General features: G+C 60.7%; 24 protein-coding genes. 15 read left to right on the forward strand and 9 right to left on the reverse strand.

Features of this window, described 5'->3' with window-relative positions:
• The 12 genes from M1L61_RS05520 to M1L61_RS05575 all read left to right on the forward strand — a co-directional run bounded on the left by M1L61_RS05520 (position 1) and on the right by M1L61_RS05575 (position 9,218).
• Positions 1 to 960, forward strand: a complete 960-nt coding sequence (locus M1L61_RS05520) for an RHS repeat-associated core domain-containing protein (RefSeq protein WP_100064825.1) — start codon at positions 1 to 3, stop codon at positions 958 to 960.
• Between the two features lie 18 nt (positions 961 to 978).
• Positions 979 to 1,182, forward strand: coding sequence for a hypothetical protein (locus M1L61_RS05525; protein ID WP_010485953.1), 204 nt, complete (start codon positions 979 to 981; stop codon positions 1,180 to 1,182).
• A 134-nt stretch (positions 1,183 to 1,316) separates the two neighbouring features.
• Positions 1,317 to 1,517: a hypothetical protein gene (locus M1L61_RS05530; RefSeq protein ID WP_126561026.1), complete on the forward strand. Its 201-nt coding sequence runs from the start codon at positions 1,317 to 1,319 to the stop codon at positions 1,515 to 1,517.
• A 166-nt stretch (positions 1,518 to 1,683) separates the two neighbouring features.
• A complete protein-coding gene (locus M1L61_RS05535; protein WP_126561027.1) occupies positions 1,684 to 2,139 on the forward strand; it encodes a hypothetical protein in 456 nt (151 codons plus the stop codon).
• A gap of 820 nt (positions 2,140 to 2,959) precedes the next feature.
• On the forward strand, positions 2,960 to 3,793 hold the full coding sequence (locus M1L61_RS05540) for an RHS repeat-associated core domain-containing protein (RefSeq protein WP_248854423.1): 834 nt from the start codon (positions 2,960 to 2,962) through the stop codon (positions 3,791 to 3,793).
• Positions 3,790 to 4,257: a hypothetical protein gene (locus tag M1L61_RS05545; RefSeq protein ID WP_019337102.1), complete on the forward strand. Its 468-nt coding sequence runs from the start codon at positions 3,790 to 3,792 to the stop codon at positions 4,255 to 4,257. Before M1L61_RS05540 ends, M1L61_RS05545 begins: the two co-directional genes overlap by 4 nt.
• A gap of 512 nt (positions 4,258 to 4,769) precedes the next feature.
• Positions 4,770 to 5,186: a hypothetical protein gene (locus tag M1L61_RS05550; protein WP_248854424.1), complete on the forward strand. Its 417-nt coding sequence runs from the start codon at positions 4,770 to 4,772 to the stop codon at positions 5,184 to 5,186.
• Positions 5,187 to 5,256: 70 nt separating this feature from the next.
• The gene (locus M1L61_RS05555; protein WP_019337101.1) at positions 5,257 to 5,451 is read left to right on the forward strand and encodes a hypothetical protein; all 195 of its coding nucleotides are present in this window, start codon (positions 5,257 to 5,259) and stop codon (positions 5,449 to 5,451) included.
• A 540-nt stretch (positions 5,452 to 5,991) separates the two neighbouring features.
• The gene (locus tag M1L61_RS05560) at positions 5,992 to 6,498 is read left to right on the forward strand and encodes a hypothetical protein (protein ID WP_126561029.1); all 507 of its coding nucleotides are present in this window, start codon (positions 5,992 to 5,994) and stop codon (positions 6,496 to 6,498) included.
• Positions 6,499 to 7,183: 685 nt separating this feature from the next.
• Positions 7,184 to 7,666: a hypothetical protein gene (locus M1L61_RS05565; protein WP_019337099.1), complete on the forward strand. Its 483-nt coding sequence runs from the start codon at positions 7,184 to 7,186 to the stop codon at positions 7,664 to 7,666.
• A 31-nt stretch (positions 7,667 to 7,697) separates the two neighbouring features.
• Positions 7,698 to 8,159, forward strand: coding sequence for a hypothetical protein (locus M1L61_RS05570; protein WP_019337098.1), 462 nt, complete (start codon positions 7,698 to 7,700; stop codon positions 8,157 to 8,159).
• A gap of 756 nt (positions 8,160 to 8,915) precedes the next feature.
• Positions 8,916 to 9,218 (forward strand): hypothetical protein, encoded by a 303-nt coding sequence (locus M1L61_RS05575; protein WP_010483559.1) that lies wholly within the window; start codon positions 8,916 to 8,918, stop codon positions 9,216 to 9,218.
• 176 nt (positions 9,219 to 9,394) lie between these two features.
• Here M1L61_RS05575 and M1L61_RS05580 read toward each other — a convergent pair whose 3' ends face one another.
• The 5 genes from M1L61_RS05580 to M1L61_RS05600 form a co-directional block, all read right to left on the reverse strand.
• Positions 9,395 to 10,651, reverse strand: coding sequence for a cysteine desulfurase (locus tag M1L61_RS05580; RefSeq protein WP_010483557.1), 1,257 nt, complete (start codon positions 10,649 to 10,651; stop codon positions 9,395 to 9,397).
• Entirely contained in the window at positions 10,648 to 11,910 is a 1,263-nt protein-coding gene (gene sufD, locus M1L61_RS05585; RefSeq protein WP_043396957.1) for a Fe-S cluster assembly protein SufD, read from the reverse strand. The genes M1L61_RS05580 and sufD overlap by 4 nt, the downstream gene beginning before the upstream one ends.
• Positions 11,910 to 12,674 carry a Fe-S cluster assembly ATPase SufC gene (gene sufC / locus M1L61_RS05590; protein ID WP_019659403.1) on the reverse strand — a complete coding sequence of 255 codons (765 nt, stop codon included), beginning with the start codon at positions 12,672 to 12,674 and terminating at the stop codon, positions 11,910 to 11,912. The genes sufD and sufC overlap by 1 nt, the downstream gene beginning before the upstream one ends.
• A gap of 73 nt (positions 12,675 to 12,747) precedes the next feature.
• Positions 12,748 to 14,223 (reverse strand): Fe-S cluster assembly protein SufB, encoded by a 1,476-nt coding sequence (gene sufB, locus M1L61_RS05595; protein WP_010483551.1) that lies wholly within the window; start codon positions 14,221 to 14,223, stop codon positions 12,748 to 12,750.
• A 17-nt stretch (positions 14,224 to 14,240) separates the two neighbouring features.
• Positions 14,241 to 14,696: an SUF system Fe-S cluster assembly regulator gene (locus M1L61_RS05600; RefSeq protein ID WP_005408436.1), complete on the reverse strand. Its 456-nt coding sequence runs from the start codon at positions 14,694 to 14,696 to the stop codon at positions 14,241 to 14,243.
• A 209-nt stretch (positions 14,697 to 14,905) separates the two neighbouring features.
• On the opposite strand from M1L61_RS05600, the gene M1L61_RS05605 reads away from it, so the two are divergent.
• Both M1L61_RS05605 and M1L61_RS05610 read left to right on the forward strand, forming a co-directional pair.
• Complete coding sequence (locus M1L61_RS05605) at positions 14,906 to 15,373, forward strand: SET domain-containing protein-lysine N-methyltransferase (protein ID WP_010483549.1); 468 nt, start codon at positions 14,906 to 14,908, stop codon at positions 15,371 to 15,373.
• Positions 15,374 to 15,502: 129 nt separating this feature from the next.
• A complete protein-coding gene (locus M1L61_RS05610; RefSeq protein WP_010483547.1) occupies positions 15,503 to 16,045 on the forward strand; it encodes a type 1 glutamine amidotransferase domain-containing protein in 543 nt (180 codons plus the stop codon).
• 38 nt (positions 16,046 to 16,083) lie between these two features.
• On the opposite strand, the gene M1L61_RS05615 is transcribed toward M1L61_RS05610, so the two are convergent.
• From M1L61_RS05615 to M1L61_RS05630, 4 genes are all read right to left on the reverse strand, one after another.
• On the reverse strand, positions 16,084 to 16,680 hold the full coding sequence (locus tag M1L61_RS05615; protein WP_010483545.1) for a DUF1439 domain-containing protein: 597 nt from the start codon (positions 16,678 to 16,680) through the stop codon (positions 16,084 to 16,086).
• Between the two features lie 82 nt (positions 16,681 to 16,762).
• The gene (locus M1L61_RS05620) at positions 16,763 to 17,311 is read right to left on the reverse strand and encodes a hypothetical protein (protein WP_049434503.1); all 549 of its coding nucleotides are present in this window, start codon (positions 17,309 to 17,311) and stop codon (positions 16,763 to 16,765) included.
• 55 nt (positions 17,312 to 17,366) lie between these two features.
• Positions 17,367 to 17,675, reverse strand: a complete 309-nt coding sequence (locus M1L61_RS05625; protein ID WP_010483541.1) for a DUF3861 family protein — start codon at positions 17,673 to 17,675, stop codon at positions 17,367 to 17,369.
• A 254-nt stretch (positions 17,676 to 17,929) separates the two neighbouring features.
• Entirely contained in the window at positions 17,930 to 18,328 is a 399-nt protein-coding gene (locus M1L61_RS05630) for an HU family DNA-binding protein (RefSeq protein ID WP_010483539.1), read from the reverse strand.
• A gap of 372 nt (positions 18,329 to 18,700) precedes the next feature.
• Between M1L61_RS05630 and M1L61_RS05635 the strand changes: the two genes are divergently transcribed.
• Positions 18,701 to 19,132, forward strand: a complete 432-nt coding sequence (locus M1L61_RS05635) for an OsmC family protein (RefSeq protein WP_005408443.1) — start codon at positions 18,701 to 18,703, stop codon at positions 19,130 to 19,132.
• Positions 19,133 to 19,181: the final 49 nt, after the last annotated feature.

Genomic DNA, 19,181 nt, shown 5'->3' on the forward strand with positions numbered 1-19,181 from the left:
ATGAATGGACTCTGTTCGCTGTTGATTCGGGCGGTGCTCACGCTGGTGGTGCTGGCGGCCTGTGTGGCTCCGGCGGTCGCACAGGAAGTCGTCGAGTACATCCACACTGATGCACTGGGTTCACCGGTGGCGATCACCGATGCCAGCGGAAACGTCATCGAGCGTACGGTGTATGAGCCGTATGGGACGGTGGTCAACCGGCCGTTGAAGGATGGACCGGGATATACGGGGCATGTGACGGACTCGGGGACCGGGCTGAGTTACATGCAGCAGCGGTACATGGATCCGGCGTTAGGGGCTTTCCTGAGCGTTGATCCGGTAACGGCTGAAGGGGGCGATATGCGCCATCTAAACCGCTACGCCTATGCTTACAACAGCCCGTACAAGTTCAAAGATCCGGATGGGCGCTGCCCCCAGTGCTTGTGGGGCGCGCCAATAGGCGCAGTTGTGAACATCGGTGTTCAGATGGCTATGGCTGAAGGGTCGATGGGCGAAAGATTCTCCCAAGTAAAATGGGGGCAAGTCGCTGTCGCAACAGCGGCTGGTGCGCTAAGTGGTGGAGTAAGTGCCGTTGCAAGCACAGCTGCCACTACCGGTGGAACCATTGCCGCAAACGTGGTTGGAAATGCAGCCGTCGGCGCAGTTTCAGTTCAAGCAAATGCACAGCTTGAAGGTAAGACCGCTTCTGTATCCGAGGTTGCGAAGGGCGCAGCCTTGAGCGGAGGAACGGCTGGCTTAGGGGCAGCTGTTTCTGCTGCGCCTGGTGTGGCGGCTAGAAGTGCGAGTGCTGGGATGACACAGACTGAGCGAACTGCGACAGGAAATCTGATGCAGGGTATAAAGGAAGCCACTCCTGGGTTTAAATACTCCAATCCCACCCAAACAGCGGCCAATGCCGTCGGTACGGCGGTCAGTTCATCAGGCGATCTGGAACCACTTGTGAACGATAAGTTGAAGTAGGAAAAGTTGAAGTAGGATATGAAGATCAAATTGATCCTGAAGGGCGTCGCCGTCTATTACGCAAAAGCTGCCGTTTTCACGATTGCCAGCTATGGGTTGCTGCGTCTCGTTTACGGGCATACAGGGATTTCATTCATTGAATGGACGCTCATACTTCTGGCGGCGTTTACGGTGGCTTACATACCACTTTTCGTTGGCTTGCTGCGCGGGAAGAGTTCGTAGCTGTCTTAGGCAGAAGCGGCAAATCCGCCCAGTGCTTACCGCCCTTTAATGATCCTCTGAACAACCATTTCGGTAGTGCCGGCCGCTGGTCGGCCGCATGAGAGACAATGGCGGCACACGTTGAGAAGCTATCCATGCAGCTGATATTTGATGATGCTGAGGGTCTGGGCAAGCGTGAGCAGACCAGACGCGAGATCTGGACCGGCCAGATGCGTCGACGGACGATCTACTTCTTGGCGGAATCCATGCTCCGCTTGATGTCTGATTTCTTCGGGTCCCCGGCCCAATGCCACGTGGCGATTTTGAGGAAGTGGCGCTGGATCTGGAAGACTTGAAGTGACTGCAGCGGTTGTGAAGTGGCCCCCGGATGAATACTGTCCATAAGCCTGCAGTAGTGCGCAGCGTTTGTACCTTTTCCCGATTGAAGCGCATGCGTTGATCGGGTGGGCGCGCAACCGCCCCTCGGGGGACTCGTGTGGTTGCAAATGCAGGAGACTCCTGATGGCGGAAGATGAACTGCTGCTTGAACGGCTTTACAAGATGTCGCGGGTTCTCACGGCCGAACCCGACTCTTCAAACTATGTATTGGTATCGAGGTCATTGTTCCATTGTGATCCGGAGATCCGAGAGAGGGCCATTTTCATCGGCGGGTTGCGTTGGGCAGATCCGTTGATTCTTGGTTGTTTTATTGGAATTGTTACGGTGGGGCAGGAGCCTGTTGATGATAATCGGAGGCTTATGATTGAATCGCTTGTTTCTGCAGTGCTTCGGAGGAGGCTTGATGCAGCTTCAATCGAGGAATGGCTCAGGGCGGTGCTCCGTTCGAATGATTCTAAGTCACTCCTGGCTAAGTCAGCCTACATTGGCTTGCTGCGCATTCAAGGGAAGATGTCGGTTTCTGAGTTTGCATCTATTGATTACGATGGGGTGTCTGTTGATTCATCATTAGTTTCTTGACGCCCACATTTCTTTTTTCGCTTTGAAGATGGTAGTGTCGCGTGATGGTGGTTGGGGCTCGTTCGTCGATCAACCGTTAGGGACGGTTGCGTCACTGGCTTCCAACTGGAGAGCGGTGCCGATGGCGGGGAGATGCATTCCGGTCCAGGCCCATGTCGGATCCAGCTGCGATGTCTGCCGCGCTGGTGGTTTTGCACGCCTTCAACCGTAGCGTGCTGAGCCGGAATCTTTCCTGCTGATTCGCGCGAGGAGCGTGCCAACGGTGTGGCTGGACGGTGGTGCATAACGGCGGCGGGAACAGCTTTGTTGCCAGCCGTGGCAATGGCAGCTACGCCTATCGCGTGAGGGCATGCAATTTCGCGGGGTGCAGTCCCTACTCGGGCATCGCCAGTGTCTCCGTCGTGCTTCCTCCTGCAGCCACTCAGATCTGCGTGGCGGAGTGGCTCAGCACGCGCAAGGCGCCCTATCAGGTGCAATGCAGCGTCGGCTGGCGCGCGGTTCCGGGGGCAACGGAGTATCAGCTTGAGCCTTCCGGAGCTGGACGGCGCCTGTACACCGGCCCCAATACCTACGTGCAGTCGAGCGGCGGGACCTACTGCGCCAGTCTCTACATTGTCAGGGCCTGCAACGCCGGTGGCTGTTCGGCATGGTCCGCAGACTTCCCCGTCACCCGCGTATTGAATTGGGACTAAGCCATGAATGGACTCTGTTCGCTGTTGATTCGGGCGGTGCCCACGGTGGTGCTGCTGGCGGCCTGTGTGGCTCCGGCGGTCGCACAGGAAGTCGTCGAGTACATCCACACTGACGCACTGGGTCACCTGTGGCGATCACCGATGCCAGCGGAAACGTCATCGAGCGTACGGTGTATGAGCCGTATGGGGCGGTGGTGAATCGGCCGTTGAAGGATGGGCCGGGATATACGGGGCATGTGACGGACTCCGGGACCGGGCTGAGTTACATGCAGCAGCGGTACTATGACTTCCAAACTGTCGCATTTCTGGGGGCTGATCCAGTTGCAGCTAGTTCGGAAGGGGCTTCATTCAATCGCTATCGCTACGCTTCTGCCAATCCGTATAAGTTCAAGGATCCGGACGGCAGGGCAGACATGAACGTGTTCAGTGAAGCTGATCCGAACGGGCTGAGAGCGGCAGGAGATGCGCTCAACAGTCCGGGCAAGTTCACGGTCGGAGGGCACGCCAATAACATGGCCATTCAGGACCAGCGAGGGGGGCGCATGGAAAACTACTCCACAGTCAGCTCATGGAATATGGCTCGGACCCAGTTTGGGCTAAAACAGGGCCAGGAAATATTCATGGCAGGTTGCCACCTTGGGGCGGAAATCGGTCAGGCAAAGGCTTTTGCTCAGGGATGGGCGAACCTGAATAAGTCGTCCGTATATGCTCCCAACGGATTCGTTCGCTATCCAAAAAACTACAAGCCTGGAGATGACATGACGCTCCGTGTCAGTATGGGTGAGAACGGAACCGGAGGTGCAGGTGTATGGCAAAGGTTCTCGCCTGGAGGGACGGGGCCGACGGGTCCAGCTATTCGTTCGATTACGATCAAAGCTGATGGTTCAATATCCTATAAGTTTGCTGAGCCTGAATTGGGGTCCGGAATTCGTAGAATGGAAACGGTGAAGGTGAAGCAATGAAAATTCTTTCGAATTCCGTTGTTTTGTCTTTGCTGCTTGTTGGCTGCGGTAACGGGGAGCCCCAGGAAGAGCGGCTTTCCCGAAATGAGAAGCATGATGAAGCGCCAAGTTTGGCCCTTTCCGAGGAAGAGTTGGAACGTCAGATTTCGATGGCTGAAAACGGGAATGCAGGGGCCCGTCTTAAGCTTGAATGGCACTACTCGACGCGTGGCGACATGGAGCGGTATCGCTACTGGCTTGAGGAGGGGGTCGCACGAATGGACGTTAGTTCAATGCAGCGATTGGCACTGTTTCTCTCCCTTGAGCAAGGCGGGGGAGACTGTAAGCGCGCGATGCAAATCCTCGAGGAAGGTTTGCGTCTTGATCCGCCGGAGACTACGCGCGAACTGATGGAGATGGATCTTCAGAGATTGCGGCATGAACGGGTCGGGGTTCCACCTTGCGGGGTGGGGCTCTCCAATTAGAGGCAGCAGTTGCGCGAATGCCGATAATAATTCGTTTGGATTCGATGATAGGAACGGGTGGTGCGGAGCGCATTCTGGTTTGAACTCGAGGTTATTGGTTGGGCAGGTCTCGATGAGGATCATAATTTCTCTATCTGCTGCCTTACCGATGCTGCTTCTTGCCTCCTGTGTGCAGGACCGCGGTTGTCTTCTTCGGGTGGCCAACCAGGACCACGACAGCTCCTCATCTCAGAAGATCCATGCTGATATGGATGAACTCATACATTCGCGCCCTGTGGATGGGGAGCGGGAAGTGAATGCAGAGTTAGTGGTATCGCAGCTCGAACTCTCTCGGGAGGGGCGGAGAAATAGAAGGATTTTCTATGTATTGACTGATGGTAGCGGGAAACTCTTGACTGCGGGGACTTGTGGTATTGACGAACGCCAGTGTGCCTCGATCATTGTGAAGCGAATGCTCAGGTTCTGTGAAAGGATGTAGATTGCGGGTGCGCCAAGTTTTGGGAGGTATTTCAGTGAGAAATTCCCAAGTGCTTGATCGCTTTGGGTGGCTGGCCGGTATTATTGTGGCGGCGCTTTGTTTTTTAGGAATTGCCGCCTGTGGCGGAAGAGATGAACGTTTGGATGTGGTCATGAATCATGATCCGGGAAACGCAGCGGCTAATCACTACGCACTTGCGCTTGAGTCAGTTTTTAGTGATTCCGGGAGCGTGCCAGAAGCGCAAATATGCAGGGTACATTTAATTGATGTCAGGAAATCATTTGATCAGGCTGGAAGCGAAAGGGTGAGGGTATATTTCGTCTTGGCCGATCATCAAGGTGTCGTCAGGTCGGCGGACACCTGTGGGCTTCCTTTGAATGAGTGTGTGACGATTATTGCCGAGAGGTCGAGGGTGGGCTGTCGGAAGGAAAAAGGGCTGGCTTTCCACTGATTCGGGCGGCAATCGCGGTGTTGGTGCGCATAGCCTGTATATAGTGCTGGGCGCTGCCGATGAAGTGGTCATGTACACTTGCACCGATGCGTTGGCTTCACCGGCGGTGATTACCGCTGTCAATGGAAATGTCATCGAGCGTACGGTGTATGAGCTTTCTGGTGAGGTGGTTCGGATGGTCATGGCTGAAGGGGTGATGGGCGAATGGCTATCCCAAGTAGAATGGGAGCACGTTGTCGCCAAACAGTGGCTGACGCGCTATTGATAGAATCACCACCGCAAACGCGGGTGGACACGCGGCCCACGGTGTTCCTTCCTGGGTTTCTCGACAAGTGGCGGGAGTGCTGTGAAATCCACAAGTTCATCTCGATGCCGACGACCAGCGATGGTTCTTCAAGGGTTTGCGCGCACTTCAGTGCTATGTCTTGTATCTGTCGCTGGTTGTTCGCTACATGAAATAGGAAGCGGTCGGCTGGATGACAACTGTCTTTTGGTGGTGGCCGACTATGTAAAGTCGTCGCGGGGGTGGGGTGGGGATGTCTACGACATTGCTCCTGAGGGGACGGTAGCAGGGCTGCGAGGATATGCAGTAATGCATCGCTCGGACGACGGAAAACTGCCGTCCGGGGAGTTGAAATCATTTCATGTCGATTTGGATCCCGAGTGCAAGGCTATTGTTGATGAGCTTGGCTATCAATGATTCCGCGCACTTTTCGGCTGGCAGGAGGAGCTTGGGTTTATGGGTGTGGAGCGAAGAAGGTGAGCGGTATCCCATGGCGCTGGATGGCGACGCAGAGGTGTGGGCGTGAATGTTGATTTCCGGTTTTTCATGGTTATTTTTTTTATTTTCTACGGGGCTGGTTGCAGGCATCAAGAAGGCGGGGGCGAACCGTCTGGAAAGAGCTGTGGGGTCGAGGGCAGCTCCGCTTGCCGAGTCAGCTTCCGGGAACTAGCTGCTACGCCCCGGCTATTCGATGGAAAGTTGGTGCGGATGGAGGGCTATCTCGGGGTGAGCCGGGAGCTCTTTGTACTGAGTTCAAGCAAAGAGTTGTTTGAGGCCGGAGTGACTGAGGAGACTCAAGTTCGAATTAGAGGTCCAGTAGATATGCAGCAAGGCGTATTTGACGAATACGCGTATTCATGGGTTTCGATAATTGGGGTGTTCAGGACAAGAGAAGCTGACAATTCGACAGGTGATCTGCTGCTTGGCGAAATTCACGCCCCCCTTGAAGTTCGCTCCCTACGAATCCCTGGTCCCGTGCCACGTGCGAAATTTGGAGATGTGCTCGTCAATCTTGAAGATCTGAAGTGAGTGATAGGTTGTGGAAATGACGTCATGTGCTTTCATTTCTGCCTTCTATGGCAGGAAAGCGGGATGATTCAAAGGCGCGCCTAACATGTGATCACATGGTCCCCGTCTTAGGGGTGACACTTGCCAGGAAGGGGCTTCGGAACATTCTCGATCGCTGGTAGAGTCGCAGATGTCACATTACGCCATGGCACTCCTGGGCAGCTCAGTTCTCCTCGTTGCGCGATTGCGTCTGTGTCATTGCGAGCTGATCGATCACGTCGATAGGCTTTGGGGGGTTGCGCCTTGGTTGAAGAATATGAGGTATCGCATTGAGCGCTATCGATGAAAAGAATCTCGTTTTAGCCTGTCTGTGGAGGCTGTTGGAATCCGAGCCTGCTTCCGAGGAACAGGTGTCTGGCTGGTACCAGAGGGCGCAATTTATCAAGAACGTGATTCGGTCAAGTTCGTATGAAATCGGGGTTCCTCACGTGATATGGCACTATCTTGATGATGCCGATATCCGTATTCGCGATCCCCGCTATGCCGAAGCACAGGTGTTGGCCGTTAGGCGGAGTATTGATGAGTGGGCTTGAGTGCACTCAGAGAAGCCATGAGCATTACATGTTGCTGGCCAGATTTCATTGCGGCATCCCTCTCGGATGCTAACCCTCCGGATCTCCCTCTCCTCCGGGAGGACTGGGCAGGGATGGCGTTTGATCGCAACCTGTATGAGGATTTTGCTCCGAACGATGTTTGGGCGGCGTGGCTGAGCGCACTTTCGGAGCACTTTGCAGATATCGCAATGTGCGCGGTTCGATGTTCAGAGTGCTCCGACGGTGGAAGCTCTGTGGAAATTGAGCGAGGGCTGGATAGCCTGCGCTTTTACTGGCTGGAAGATGGGAACTTCATGCGTGATCATTTCTTGTTTTCGCGTGATGGTCGCTGGGTCGTAAAGCTGGATCAGGACGTGACGTTATTTGCGGGAGATGTCACTTTCCTTGCGGATGTTGTCGCGCGACTTGGTGGTGTAGAGCATGTCGAGAAGATGATGCGACGGGACCTGATTGGTACAGCTGAGGACGTAGTTGGCCTCGGTGGGTACGTCAAGGGTCTTCTTGCGCCCTTGAACGCATCGACTCCTCAGCCCGGCTCAGCGCTGAACGAACCGGAACCAAGATTAAAGAGGTGATTAAGGTTGGACTTAAGGAGGAGTAGGTTGCATGTTTGGTGATGATTCCCTGCTTTTTATGAAATATGTGAAAGGGCGGAGCAACGCTGTATACCCGTGGTCGTTGTCAATTGTGGATTGCTATTTTATATGGCTCGCATTTTGCAAGGTCTCTGGCAGTGACCGGCCGCTGCTGTCGAGGATATCTGCGGACGGCGAGCAGATTGAGGATGTTCTCATTGCTGATGCCTACGATATTTACGAGATTGATAGTCGCGCTGAAGGTTTCGAAGTTGTGCTGCGCCACCATTCGTCCGGCTCACTGTGCTATTGGGATATTCATGAGCGTTTTGTTGTAGCTGTTGGTGGTCGTGATTTTCTTGAGGTGGCAAGCCCCTATCCTGGGGACATAGAAAAACATCGCTATATTGAGGAGATGATGCATAGAGAGGCGTTCGGAATTGATGAGCCGCCTGAAGTGATTTATGCGGCCATCTCCAATCCGTTCTCTTGAAGGAGTGGCTAGCGTCGTTGTTCAGCACTTCAGTTGATCAACTCGCTGTGATAGTTAGGCTCGCCGGGTGAGAGACTAAACACCCGTGGGAGGGTGAACCCTGTCGGGCATCGTGAGAATCTCTGTCGCGCTTCCCGAGCTGATCAGTGCTCGTGAACGGTGCCAGCTTCTCGCTTCAGCTGAGCAGGGTGTAAGTGTGGCGGCTGAGTCATCGAGCGCCGTCGCGTTGTTGATGGCTTTGGAACACTGGCCGGGGCGGTACATCAGTTCGGGAGGTGCAGATTCTTCTCCATGTTCGGAGGCTGCAAGAAATGGCGAACTGCAAGTTGGATGCTGAGCACTCAGCCGCGTGGAGTGGTCGAATCCACTCATGCCTGGCTGCTGTGGTTCTTTCGCTGGGGTTGCAAGGTTGTGATTGGTTGTCGGATCCGGTGATTGTTGGAATGTTGGAAGGGAGGTGATTTATGACGTCAGCTTGGAGGTTGGCGTGGTGTGGTAGGCGTAGGCTCAATTCCTGTCGGTGAAAGCAGGGTTGTGAAGCCTCAGGTCGCTACTGATTCCTCACTTCTTGTAACTTACCACGAGAGCGGTGTCCGAGTGGTTTGCCATGGGGATGTGTATTTTACGAATAATCTCCACGTCAAGGTTGAGGCGGATGTGGGTGGAGGGGTTTGCCGTATTGCAGAAATTGCGGAATGATTTGATCTGCCGAGCGTGTTTGACGATTTTTATAGCGCGGTGCCAGGGTGAAGAACGATGAAAAGCCTTGTTGAGAGCTTCCCCATTTGGGCTTCCATCATCCTAGGTGCCATGTGGATAAACGCATTTGCGGCTCACAGGATGTTGCTGAAAATCGAGCGTGAACGGCCGGAAGTACTTGCTGCAGTCGGAATCATCAAGGTTGATTGGTGGCTTAGGTGCTTGCGCGGTATTGCAGTGCTTGCCCTTACTTCCAAAGGGCAGGCGCTCCATCAGGGGGAGCGGTGGGTGTTGAGGGGCGTCGTGATGATGTACGTTTTCTTGATTGCCTCCGGGGTATCCATGCTTGTTGGCATGTAGGAGACGGTGCCTCAAGGCCGTTGATGGTGGATGGATCGGCATTACGGTGAGATTGCCCGTTCCTGGTGTCACTCGGTGCTTCCCGGTCACGCCTCTGCTTGCTTGCGTCCAGCGCGCAATAAAAAACGCCGCAGTTCCCTGCGGCGTTCTCGTAGTTCCCTGATTCTGGCGAATCCTCAGCCCAGCAGCTTCCGCACCTTGGTTAGTGCGGTCATGAACCGCTCGATCTCGGCATGCGTGTTGTAGAACGCCAGCGAAGCTCGGCAGGTAGCCGCGACGCCGAAGTACTGCAGCAGCGGATGCGCGCAGTGCTGGCCAGAGCGCACGGCCACGCCTTCCAGATCCAGAAGGGTGGCCAGGTCGTGCGCATGTGCGCCATCGATCAGGAACGAGACCACGGCGGCCTTCTCCGGCGCTTCGCCGATGATGCGCAGACCGTCGACGCGGCGCAGCTCTTCGGTGAAGTGCGCCAGCAGTTCGGCCTCGCGGGCTTCCACGTTCTCCTGGCCAAGCTGCTGCAGGTAGTCGGCAGCCACACCCAGGCCGATGAAACCGGCGATGTTCGGGGTGCCGGCTTCGAACTTGTGCGGGGCATCGTTGAACACGGTGCCGTCGAAGCTGACTTCCTTGATCATCTCGCCGCCACCGAGGAACGGCGGCATCGCATCCAGATGCTCGCGGCGCGCCCACAAGGCGCCGGTGCCGGTCGGGCCGCACATCTTGTGGCCGGTAATGGCGTAGAAGTCGCAGCCGATCGCGGCGACATCGACCTTGCGGTGCGGCACGGCCTGCGAGCCATCGACCACGGTGATGATGCCGCGCTTGCGCGCTTCACGGCAGATTTCGCGCACCGGATTGACCGTGCCCAGCACGTTGGAGACATGGGTGACGGCCAGCAGCTTGACCTCCGGGGTCATCGCCGCGCGCAGCGCATCCAGATCGAGTGCGCCGTCAGGCGTGATCTCGGCCACGCGGATGGTGGCGCCGGTACGCTGCGCGACCAGCTGCCACGGCACAATGTTGGCGTGGTGCTCCATGCGCGTGATCAGGATCACGTCACCGGCCTTCAGCCGCGGCAGCGCCCACGAGTAGGCCACCAGGTTGATGGCGAAGGTGGTGCCGCTGCACAGCACCAGGTCGCTGGGGCGCACGTTGAGGAAGCGTGCCAGCGTGTTGCGTGCGCCTTCGTAGGCGTCGGTGGCTTCGCTGCCCAGTGCATGCACCGCGCGGCTGACGTTGGCGTTGTAGCGGCGGTAGAACTCGTCCACCGCGCCGATCACCTGCACCGGCTTCTGGCCGGTGTTGGCATTGTCGAAATAGACCAGCGGCTTGCCATGCACTTCACGCATCAGCAGCGGGAAGTCGAGGCGGACGCGGTCCCAGTCGGGGGCGCCGGTGCGTTCTTCGATCGGGCGCGGCGTGGACAGGTTCATGCCACACCTGCCTCGGCCAGCGCCTTGTCCAGACGGTGTGCCAGCTGCGCACGCAGTGCGTCCGGCAGGATCTTCAACGGCTCGTGGCAGAACGCGGCGCTCAGCAGTGCCTGCGCCTGTGCCTGCGGCAGGCCGCGCGAGCGCAGGTAGAACAGCGCGTTGGCATCGAGCTGGCCGACAGTCGCACCGTGCGCGGCCTTCACTTCATCGGCGTCGATCACCAGCGTCGGCTGGGTGTCGATCTCGGCATCGGCCGACAGCAGCAGGTTCTTGTTGGACAGGTTCGCGTCGGTGCCATCGGCGCCTTCGCGGATCTGGATGCCACCATGGAACACCACGCGGCTGCGGTTGGCGGCGACGCCGCGCCACAGCAGTTCGCAGCTGGTATCGCGCGCGATGTGGTCGATGCCCAGGCGGGTTTCGACGTGGCGGCGGCCATTGCCAAGCAGCACGCCGTTGGCGGTCAGCTGGGCATTGTCGCCTTCGAGGCGCACGTTCAGTTCATGGCGGCTGAGCGCGGCGCCCAGTTCCAGGTCCACGCGGTGGTACTGCGCGTCGCGGGCCAGCACGGCGTCGGTGCGCAGGAAGCTGGTCTGGCGCGCGCTGCCGGCCTGGACGCGGGCGTGCTTGAGCACGGCATCGCGAGCGACGTGGGCATGCAGCACGGTGTTGTCCAGGTGGGCGGAGTCACCCACGCTGAAGCGGTGCTCGACCACGCCCAGGCTGGCGCCGGCACGCAGTTCGATCAGGTGGCGGTGATGCCAGGCCAGGTCGGTGTCACCGGCGACGCTGGCGAACACCAGCTGCAGCGGCACGTCGACCTGCACGCCTTCATCCACGCGCAGCACCACGCCTTCATCGGCCAGCGCGGCATTCAGGCGGGCGAAGATCTCCTCGCTGCGCTCGTAGCGGCGGCCAAGGAAACGCACGGCGTCTTCGCCGGCGGCCAGTGCGGCCGACAGCGGCTGCAGCTGCACGCCGGCCGGCAAGGCCTGCACGTCGCTCAGCGCGGCGTCCAGGCGGCCGTTGACGAACACCAGGCGCGGTGCCGGGATGTCCTCCAGCAGCGCGGCATCCAGGGCCGGCGGGGACAGCGGTGCAGCCGCGAACGCACGGCGCTCCAGCTGGCGCAGCGAGGTGTACTTCCAGGCCTCGTTGCGGGCGGCCGGCAGGCCATCGCGCAGGGCCGCATCCAGCACTTCGCGGCGCGCATCGCTGCCGCAAAAGGCCTGGGCCATCGAATCAAGCAGGGCGCTCATCAGACCGCCGCCTCGGGCACGACCCGGTCCTTCAGGAAATCATAGCCGTGCGCTTCCAGTTCCAGTGCCAGCTCCGGGCCGCCACTTTTGACGATGCGGCCATCGGCCAGCACGTGCACCACGTCCGGCTTGATGTAGTCCAGCAGGCGCTGGTAGTGGGTGATGACCAGGAACGAGCGATCAGCAGCGCGCAGTGCGTTGACACCATCGGCCACGCTCTTCAGTGCATCGATGTCCAGGCCCGAGTCGGTTTCGTCCAGGATCGCCAGCTTCGGTTCCAGCACGGCCAGCTGGAAGATCTCGTTGCGCTTCTTCTCGCCACCGGAGAAGCCTTCGTTGACGCCACGGTGCAGCAGTTCGTCCTTCAGGTGCAGCACGGCCAGCTTCTGGCGCACCAGCTTGAGGAACTGCATGGAATCGAGTTCTTCCTCGCCGCGTGCCTTGCGCTGGGCGTTCAGTGCCGCGCGCAGGAAGTAGGTGTTGTTCACGCCCGGGATTTCCACCGGGTACTGGAACGCCAGGAACAGGCCGGCGGCGGCGCGTGCTTCCGGGTCCTGGTCGAGCAGGTCGACGCCGTCGAACTGCACGCTGCCTTCGGTCACTTCGTAGCCGTCGCGGCCGGCCAGGACATTGCCCAGGGTGGACTTGCCGGCGCCGTTCGGGCCCATGATGGCGTGCACCTGGCCCGGCTGGACGTCCAGCGACAGGCCCTTGAGGATTTCCTTGTCGCCGATGCGGGCGTGGAGGTTTTCGATCTTCAGCATGGTGGGGGTTTCCGTGGTGCGGGCCGGGGCCCGCCGGTAAAAAGAATGCGTTGTGCGAGGGCAGGGCGGGCGGTCAGCCCACCGAACCTTCCAGCGAGACTTCCAGCAGCTTCTTGGCTTCCACCGCGAACTCCATCGGCAGTTCGCGGAACACCTGCTTGCAGAAGCCGTCGACGATCATCGACACCGCGTCTTCCTGGCTGATGCCACGGGCGCGGCAATAGAACAGCTGGTCGTCGGAGATCTTGGAGGTGGTGGCCTCGTGCTCGACGGTGGCGCCCGGGTTCTTCACCTCGATGTAGGGGAAGGTGTGGGCGCCGCACTGCTTGCCGATCAGCAGCGAATCGCACTGGGTGTAGTTGCGCGCGCCATCGGCATTGCGGTCCACACGCACCAGGCCGCGGTAGGTGTTCTGGCCGCGGCCGGCGCTGATGCCCTTGCTGACGATCTTGCTCTTGGTGCGCTTGCCGATGTGGATCATCTTGGTGCCGGTGTCGGCCTGCTGGCGGTGGTGTGTGAGCGCCACCGAGTGGAACTCGCCCACCGAATCGTCGCCCAGCAGCACGCAGGACGGGTACTTCCAGGTGATCGCCGAACCGGTCTCGACCTGGGTCCAGGTGACCTTGCTGCGCGCGCCACGGCATTCGGCACGCTTGGTGACGAAGTTGTAGATGCCGCCGACGCCGTTCTCGTCGCCCGGGTACCAGTTCTGCACGGTGGAGTACTTGATCTCCGCGTCTTCCAGCGCGACCAGCTCGACCACTGCGGCGTGCAGCTGGTTCTCGTCGCGCATCGGCGCGGTGCAGCCTTCCAGGTAGGACACGTAGGCCTTGTCCTCGCACACGATCAGGGTACGCTCGAACTGGCCGGTGTGGCCGGCGTTGATGCGGAAGTAGGTGCTCAGCTCCATCGGGCAGCGCACGCCCTTGGGAATGAACACGAAGCTGCCATCGGAGAACACCGCCGAGTTGAGCGCGGCGAAGTAGTTGTCACCCACCGGCACCACGGTGCCCAGGTACTGGCGCACCAGCTCCGGGTGTTCCTTGATGGCCTCGGACATCGAGCAGAAGATGATGCCCTTCTCGGCCAGTTCCTTGCGGAAGGTGGTACCGACCGACACCGAGTCGAACACCGCGTCCACCGCCACGCCGGCCAGCTTGGCGCGCTCGTGCAGCGGCACGCCCAGCTTGTCGTAGGTGTCCAGAAGCTCCTTGGGCACGTCATCCAGCGAGGCGTACTTCGGGCCCTTCGGCGCGGAGTAGTAGCTGAGCGCCTGCAGGTCGATCGGCGCGATCTCCAGCTTGGCCCAGTCCGGCATCGGCATGGTCAGGAAGTGGCGGTAGGCGTCCAGGCGCCACTGCGTCATCCACTCCGGCTCTTCCTTCTTGGCCGACAGGGCACGGATGGTGTCCTCGTCCAGGCCCGGCGGCAGGGAGTCCGACTCGATCTCGGTGATGAAGCCGGCCGAATACTTGCGGCCGAGCTGCTCGTGGATCTCGCGGTTGGGGGTGTCGTCGTGGGCGACGTTTTCGATGGTTTCGGTGGCCATGGGGGGCTGCCTACGGATCAGGAGACGACGTCGACAGCGATGGTGCGGCGCTGTTCGTCATCGGCAAGGGGGAGAGGGGGCAGGATCTGGGCGAGGGTGACATCGCGCAGGGCCTCGGAGACCACGTCGTTGATCAGCCGCCAGCTGCTGCGCGCGCCGCACTTGGGCGCCATGCCGCACTGGTGGTGGTCGTGGCTGCATTCGGTCAGGGCCAGCGGCCCTTCCATCGCTTCGACCACTTCGAACAGCGAGATCTCGATGGCCGGGCGGGTCAGGCGGTAGCCGCCACGCACGCCGCGCAGGCCTTCAACCAGGCCGGCCTGGGCCAGCGGCTTGAGTACCTTGCTGACGGTGGGCGGCTCCAGACCGGTGAATTCGGCCAGCTCGGTGGCACTGAGCACCTCGCCCGGACGGGCGGCGAGCACGGTCAGTACGACGGTGGCGTAATCGGTGAGTTTGGTGACGCGCAACATGGGGATGCGAGTGGTTCTTAAAGCGGACTGAAATTGTACGCTTTTCTTCGCCGCCATCCAACCCGGGCATTCAGCCGGCGCTGGGGCCGGGACGGGAGAACACACCGGGGCCGTTGCCAGGGCGCAATGCTGCGCCAACGGGGTGATTTTCGCAATCACCCGGAATGGGCGAGAATCAACGTTCCTTTCGCTGCAGACTTCCCTTGCCGATGCCCAAGAAGATCCAAGCCCGCAAGTCCGCCATCCACGGCAACGGTGTGTTTTCCGTGGCCCCGATCAAGCAGGGCGAGCGCGTGATCCAGTACAAGGGCCTGCTGCGCAGCCACGGCGACGTTGATGCCGATGACAGCGGCGACGTTGAAAGTGGCCATACCTTCCTGTTCACCCTCAATGACGACTGGGTGATCGATGCCAACTACAAGGGCAACGACGCGCGCTGGATCAACCACAGCTGCGACCCGAACTGCGAGGCAGTGATCGAGGAAGACGAGGACGGCGACAGCCGTGGCGACAAGGTGTTCATCGAGGCGCTGCGCGATATCAAGGCCGGTGAGGAACTGACCTACAACTACGGCATCACCCTGGCCGAGCGTCATACCGCCAAGCTGAAGAAGATCTGGGAGTGCCGCTGCGGCTCGCCCAAGTGCACCGGCACCATGCTGCAGCCCAAGCGCTGACCGGTACCGGGGACTGTCGGCCACTGGCCGGCACTACCCGGAGGCTCTCCACCTGCCGTGCACGGCAGGGTCACCGCCGTGCAAGGGCCGTTCTTCCATTCTGTCGGCTCCCCCAACCGGAGTGCACCCATGGCAGAGCGATTGAAGGGCAAGCAGATTGCCATCCTGGCCACCCATGGCTTCGAACAGTCCGAATTGACCGAACCCAAGCGGCTGCTGGAAGCCGAGGGCGCGCGCGTCAGCGTGGTGTCGCCCGCAAAGGAGGCGACGATCAAGGGCTGGAAGGAGAAGAACTGGGGCGACGCCGTCGCGGTGGACATTCCGCTGGATGAAGCGGATCCGGCACGCTTCGATGCCTTGGTCCTGCCCGGAGGCGTCATCAATCCGGACACGCTGCGTACCGACGAGGTTGTACTCGGCTTCATCCGGGCAGTGGATGAAGCCGGCAAGCCTGTGGCGGCCATCTGCCACGGCCCGTGGTTGCTGATCAACAGCGGCCTTGCTGAGGGGCGCGACGTGACGTCCTGGCCGTCCCTGCAGCAGGATCTGGTCAACGCAGGTGCGAAATGGCGCGATACCGCGGTTGTGATCGATGGAAACCTGATCACCAGCCGCAAGCCGGACGACATTCCCGCCTTCAGTGAGGCGGTGGTCAAGGCACTTGCCGCCTGATGCGCTACGGGTAGTGCCGGCCAGCGGCCGGCACTACCTCATTTACCCAGCACGCCTGCCGGCACCAGGTTGCCCAGGTTCTGGTTGAAGGTGACCACCAGCTTGCCGTTCTTCACCTGTGCCGACTGCACCTGCAGTGCGCCGAGCAGGCCGGCCACGGCCGGGTCCAGCTTGTAGATCGGTTCGCGCTGGGCGTAGTCGCTCAGCCAGGCATTGAGCAGGCCGCGGGTGCGCGAATCGAGGCGACCGCCCTGGTTGGCCGGGGCGAAGTCATCCACGCTCGGCTGCTGCAGGTGGAAGCCCTGGGTCTGCGCGTCGTAGCGCAGGCCGCTGCTGAGCTTCACCGTTCCCAGCTTGGACGGGTTGCCACCGGCGGTGGCCAGTGCGACGTCCATGCCCAGGTTCAACCGTTCGCCGGCCGGAAGGCTCAGCTGCGGATGGCTCATGGTCAGGGCGATCAGGCCCCCCAGGGCGTCCTGGGTGCGCGGGAAGCTGCCATCGAGGTACTGCTGCACGTCGCTGGCACCGACCGACAGTTCGCGGCCGGAAATGGAAGGGGCGGCCTGGGCGCCGATCGCAGCAGCGATCAGCACGGTGGAGGCCGCGAGGCGGGTCATCAGGGAACGCAGGCGCATGGCGGTGACCGGTGAATGCGGAATGGATGGACCAAAGAGTAGCCTTGCCGGCTGAATCGCGCGTGCATGCCGCTGCAACGGTTCAGTCCAGCGATGGCCGCAGTTGCGCCGACTGGATCTGCCAGGCGCGGCCATCGCTGCTGGGCTGCACGCGGTACCAGCCGCCGAAGCGGAAAGTGCCCTCAGCGGTCACCGCGCGGATCTGCACCGGAACCTCCAGCAGCTGCGGTGGCTGGTGACCGTCGCGCGCGACCGGCAGTTCGCTGGTCAGGCGCAGGCTGCGCACGTCCGTGAGCTGGCGCAATGCGGCATCGTCGGCGCGTCGTGCATCGCTGGGCGGGAAGGTCCATGCGGCGTCGATGGCCTTGCGATCGCGATTGAGCAGGGCCATGACATAGGCATTGAGCATTCCCGCCGGCAGCTCGGCCTCGGCCGCGACGGCGGCAAACAGGGGATCGACATCGATGGCCTGCACGGCCGCTGCATCGCCTTCTGCGGCGGCCTGTGGCTTCGCGCGGGCAGCCGCCTCGGTCGTGGCCGGCGGAGCGGCATCCGCAGGATGAGGTTGCGATGGCGGCCGGGAACAGGCCAGCAGCACCAGCGGTGCGATCAGTATCAGGAACCTGCGCATGTCTGCCTCCTCCCCGAGGCGAACGGAAGGAGGCAGTGTATCGGCTGTGCCGCGATCAGCGGGAGGAGGGCAGCTGTTCCAGTGCATCCAGCGCCGGCAGCACCTGCGCGGCGATGGCGGCCAGGGCATGGCCTTCGGTTTCGGCGTGGCGCTGCACGATGTCGCGCAGCAGCTGGGTGGCGATCACCAGGGTCGCGCGCTCGTCGCCGCTGATGCCTGCGGTGCGCGGCGCCGCTTCCAGCAGGCGCATCAGGTCGCGGCTGGCGCGATGTTCCAGTTCGATGGTGCAGCGCCCGGTGCACTGCAACCCGTCCTTTTCGATGGGGGTCACCGAGATCCGGTAGCGGGTGGAGGGGCTGGCCATGAGGGGACGCTCGCCGTAGCTGTGGAGGATGTGCCCACCTTAGGCAAGGCCGTGCCCGGCGGCGATGGCCGGGGCTGCACGCAGTGTTCCACCCGGTACGTTCCGGGGCCGCAACGCACCACGCCCAGCCAATGGCGACGGGCCTGTACGCGCATTCCCGGGGATGCGGCAACGCTGTGTTGCGGGCTGTGGTTGGTACAAAAAAAACGGGACGGCCAGAGCCGTCCCGTCGGAATCCGCGTTGGGGCGCGCGCTTACAGCGCGGCGTCCTTCAGCTTCTTCAGCGGACGCACCTTCAGCTTGGTGGTGGCCGGCTTGGCAGCGAACCACTGCTCTTCCTTGGTGAACGGGTTGATGCCCTTGCGCTTCGGCTTGGCCGGCACATTGACGGTGGTGATCTTCAGCAGGCCCGGCAGGGTGAACGAGCCAGCGCCCTTCTTGTGCACCGAGGAGGCGACGGCGCTTTCCAGCGAGGCCAGCACAGCGCGGACGTCCTTGGCGATGACGCCGGAGGCTTCAGCGATGTGTGCAACCAGGCCGGACTTGGTCAGCACTTCCTTGATCGGCTTCGGAGCGGCCGGCTTGGCGGCTGCCTTCGTCGCGACTTTCTTCACTGCCTTCTTCGGGGCAGCCTTCTTAGCGGTCTTTGCCATGGTTTCCTGTTCCGTGAACGGTTGGTTGTTTGGTCGGCGCCGAACCCCGTCGGCAAGCGCAATGTAGGGCAACTCTCGGGCGCCGCCAATAGCCCGAAGCGCGGAAAGTGCATGTTTTTTCATATCCAGGCCGATTCAGTACATGGCCGGCAGTGGGGGATGGGGGTGTGGCAGCGCACGCCATGGCCGGCGCCCGCCCATCGTCGGAATGCGCGAAACCACTGAAAACAAGAGGGAAATGCGTTTCCGGTTGGCGAGGAAGTGTCCACGCGCCGGGTTCGGAAGACGACCTCCAGCGTGCGGCGGAGCGACGCAGGGCTAACGCCTCCCGTGCGAGGGTGACCGTTCATCACCGTCACGCAGGAGCAGCACATGGGAATCTCGCGACACGCCACCGCGCACTGGGAAGGCGATCTGAAGTCGGGCAAGGGGCAGTTGAGCACGCCGCAGAGTGGCCTGCTGGACAAGACCCGCTACGGCTTCAACAGCCGTTTCGGCGACGAAAAGGGCACCAATCCGGAAGAGCTGATCGCTGCCGCGCACGCCGGTTGTTTCACCATGGCGCTGTCGGCCAAGCTCGGCGAAGCCGGCTTTACCCCGACCTCGCTGGATACCGAGGCCAAGGTCGATCTGTCGCTGGAAGGCGGCCCGCAGCTGTCGCAGATCCGGCTGAAGGTGAAGGCGGTGGTGCCGGGTATCGACGCGACGCAGTTCCGTGCGATTGCCGATGACGCCAAGCAGAACTGCCCGGTGTCCAAGGCACTGAGCGCCGTGCCGATCAGCCTGGAAGCCGAGCTGGGCTGAGCCGGCGCATCTGTAGAGCCGAGCCCATGCTCGGCTTCTGCAGCTCCCG

This window comes from Stenotrophomonas sp. NY11291 (assembly GCF_023277365.1).
Classification (GTDB): domain Bacteria; phylum Pseudomonadota; class Gammaproteobacteria; order Xanthomonadales; family Xanthomonadaceae; genus Stenotrophomonas; species Stenotrophomonas geniculata.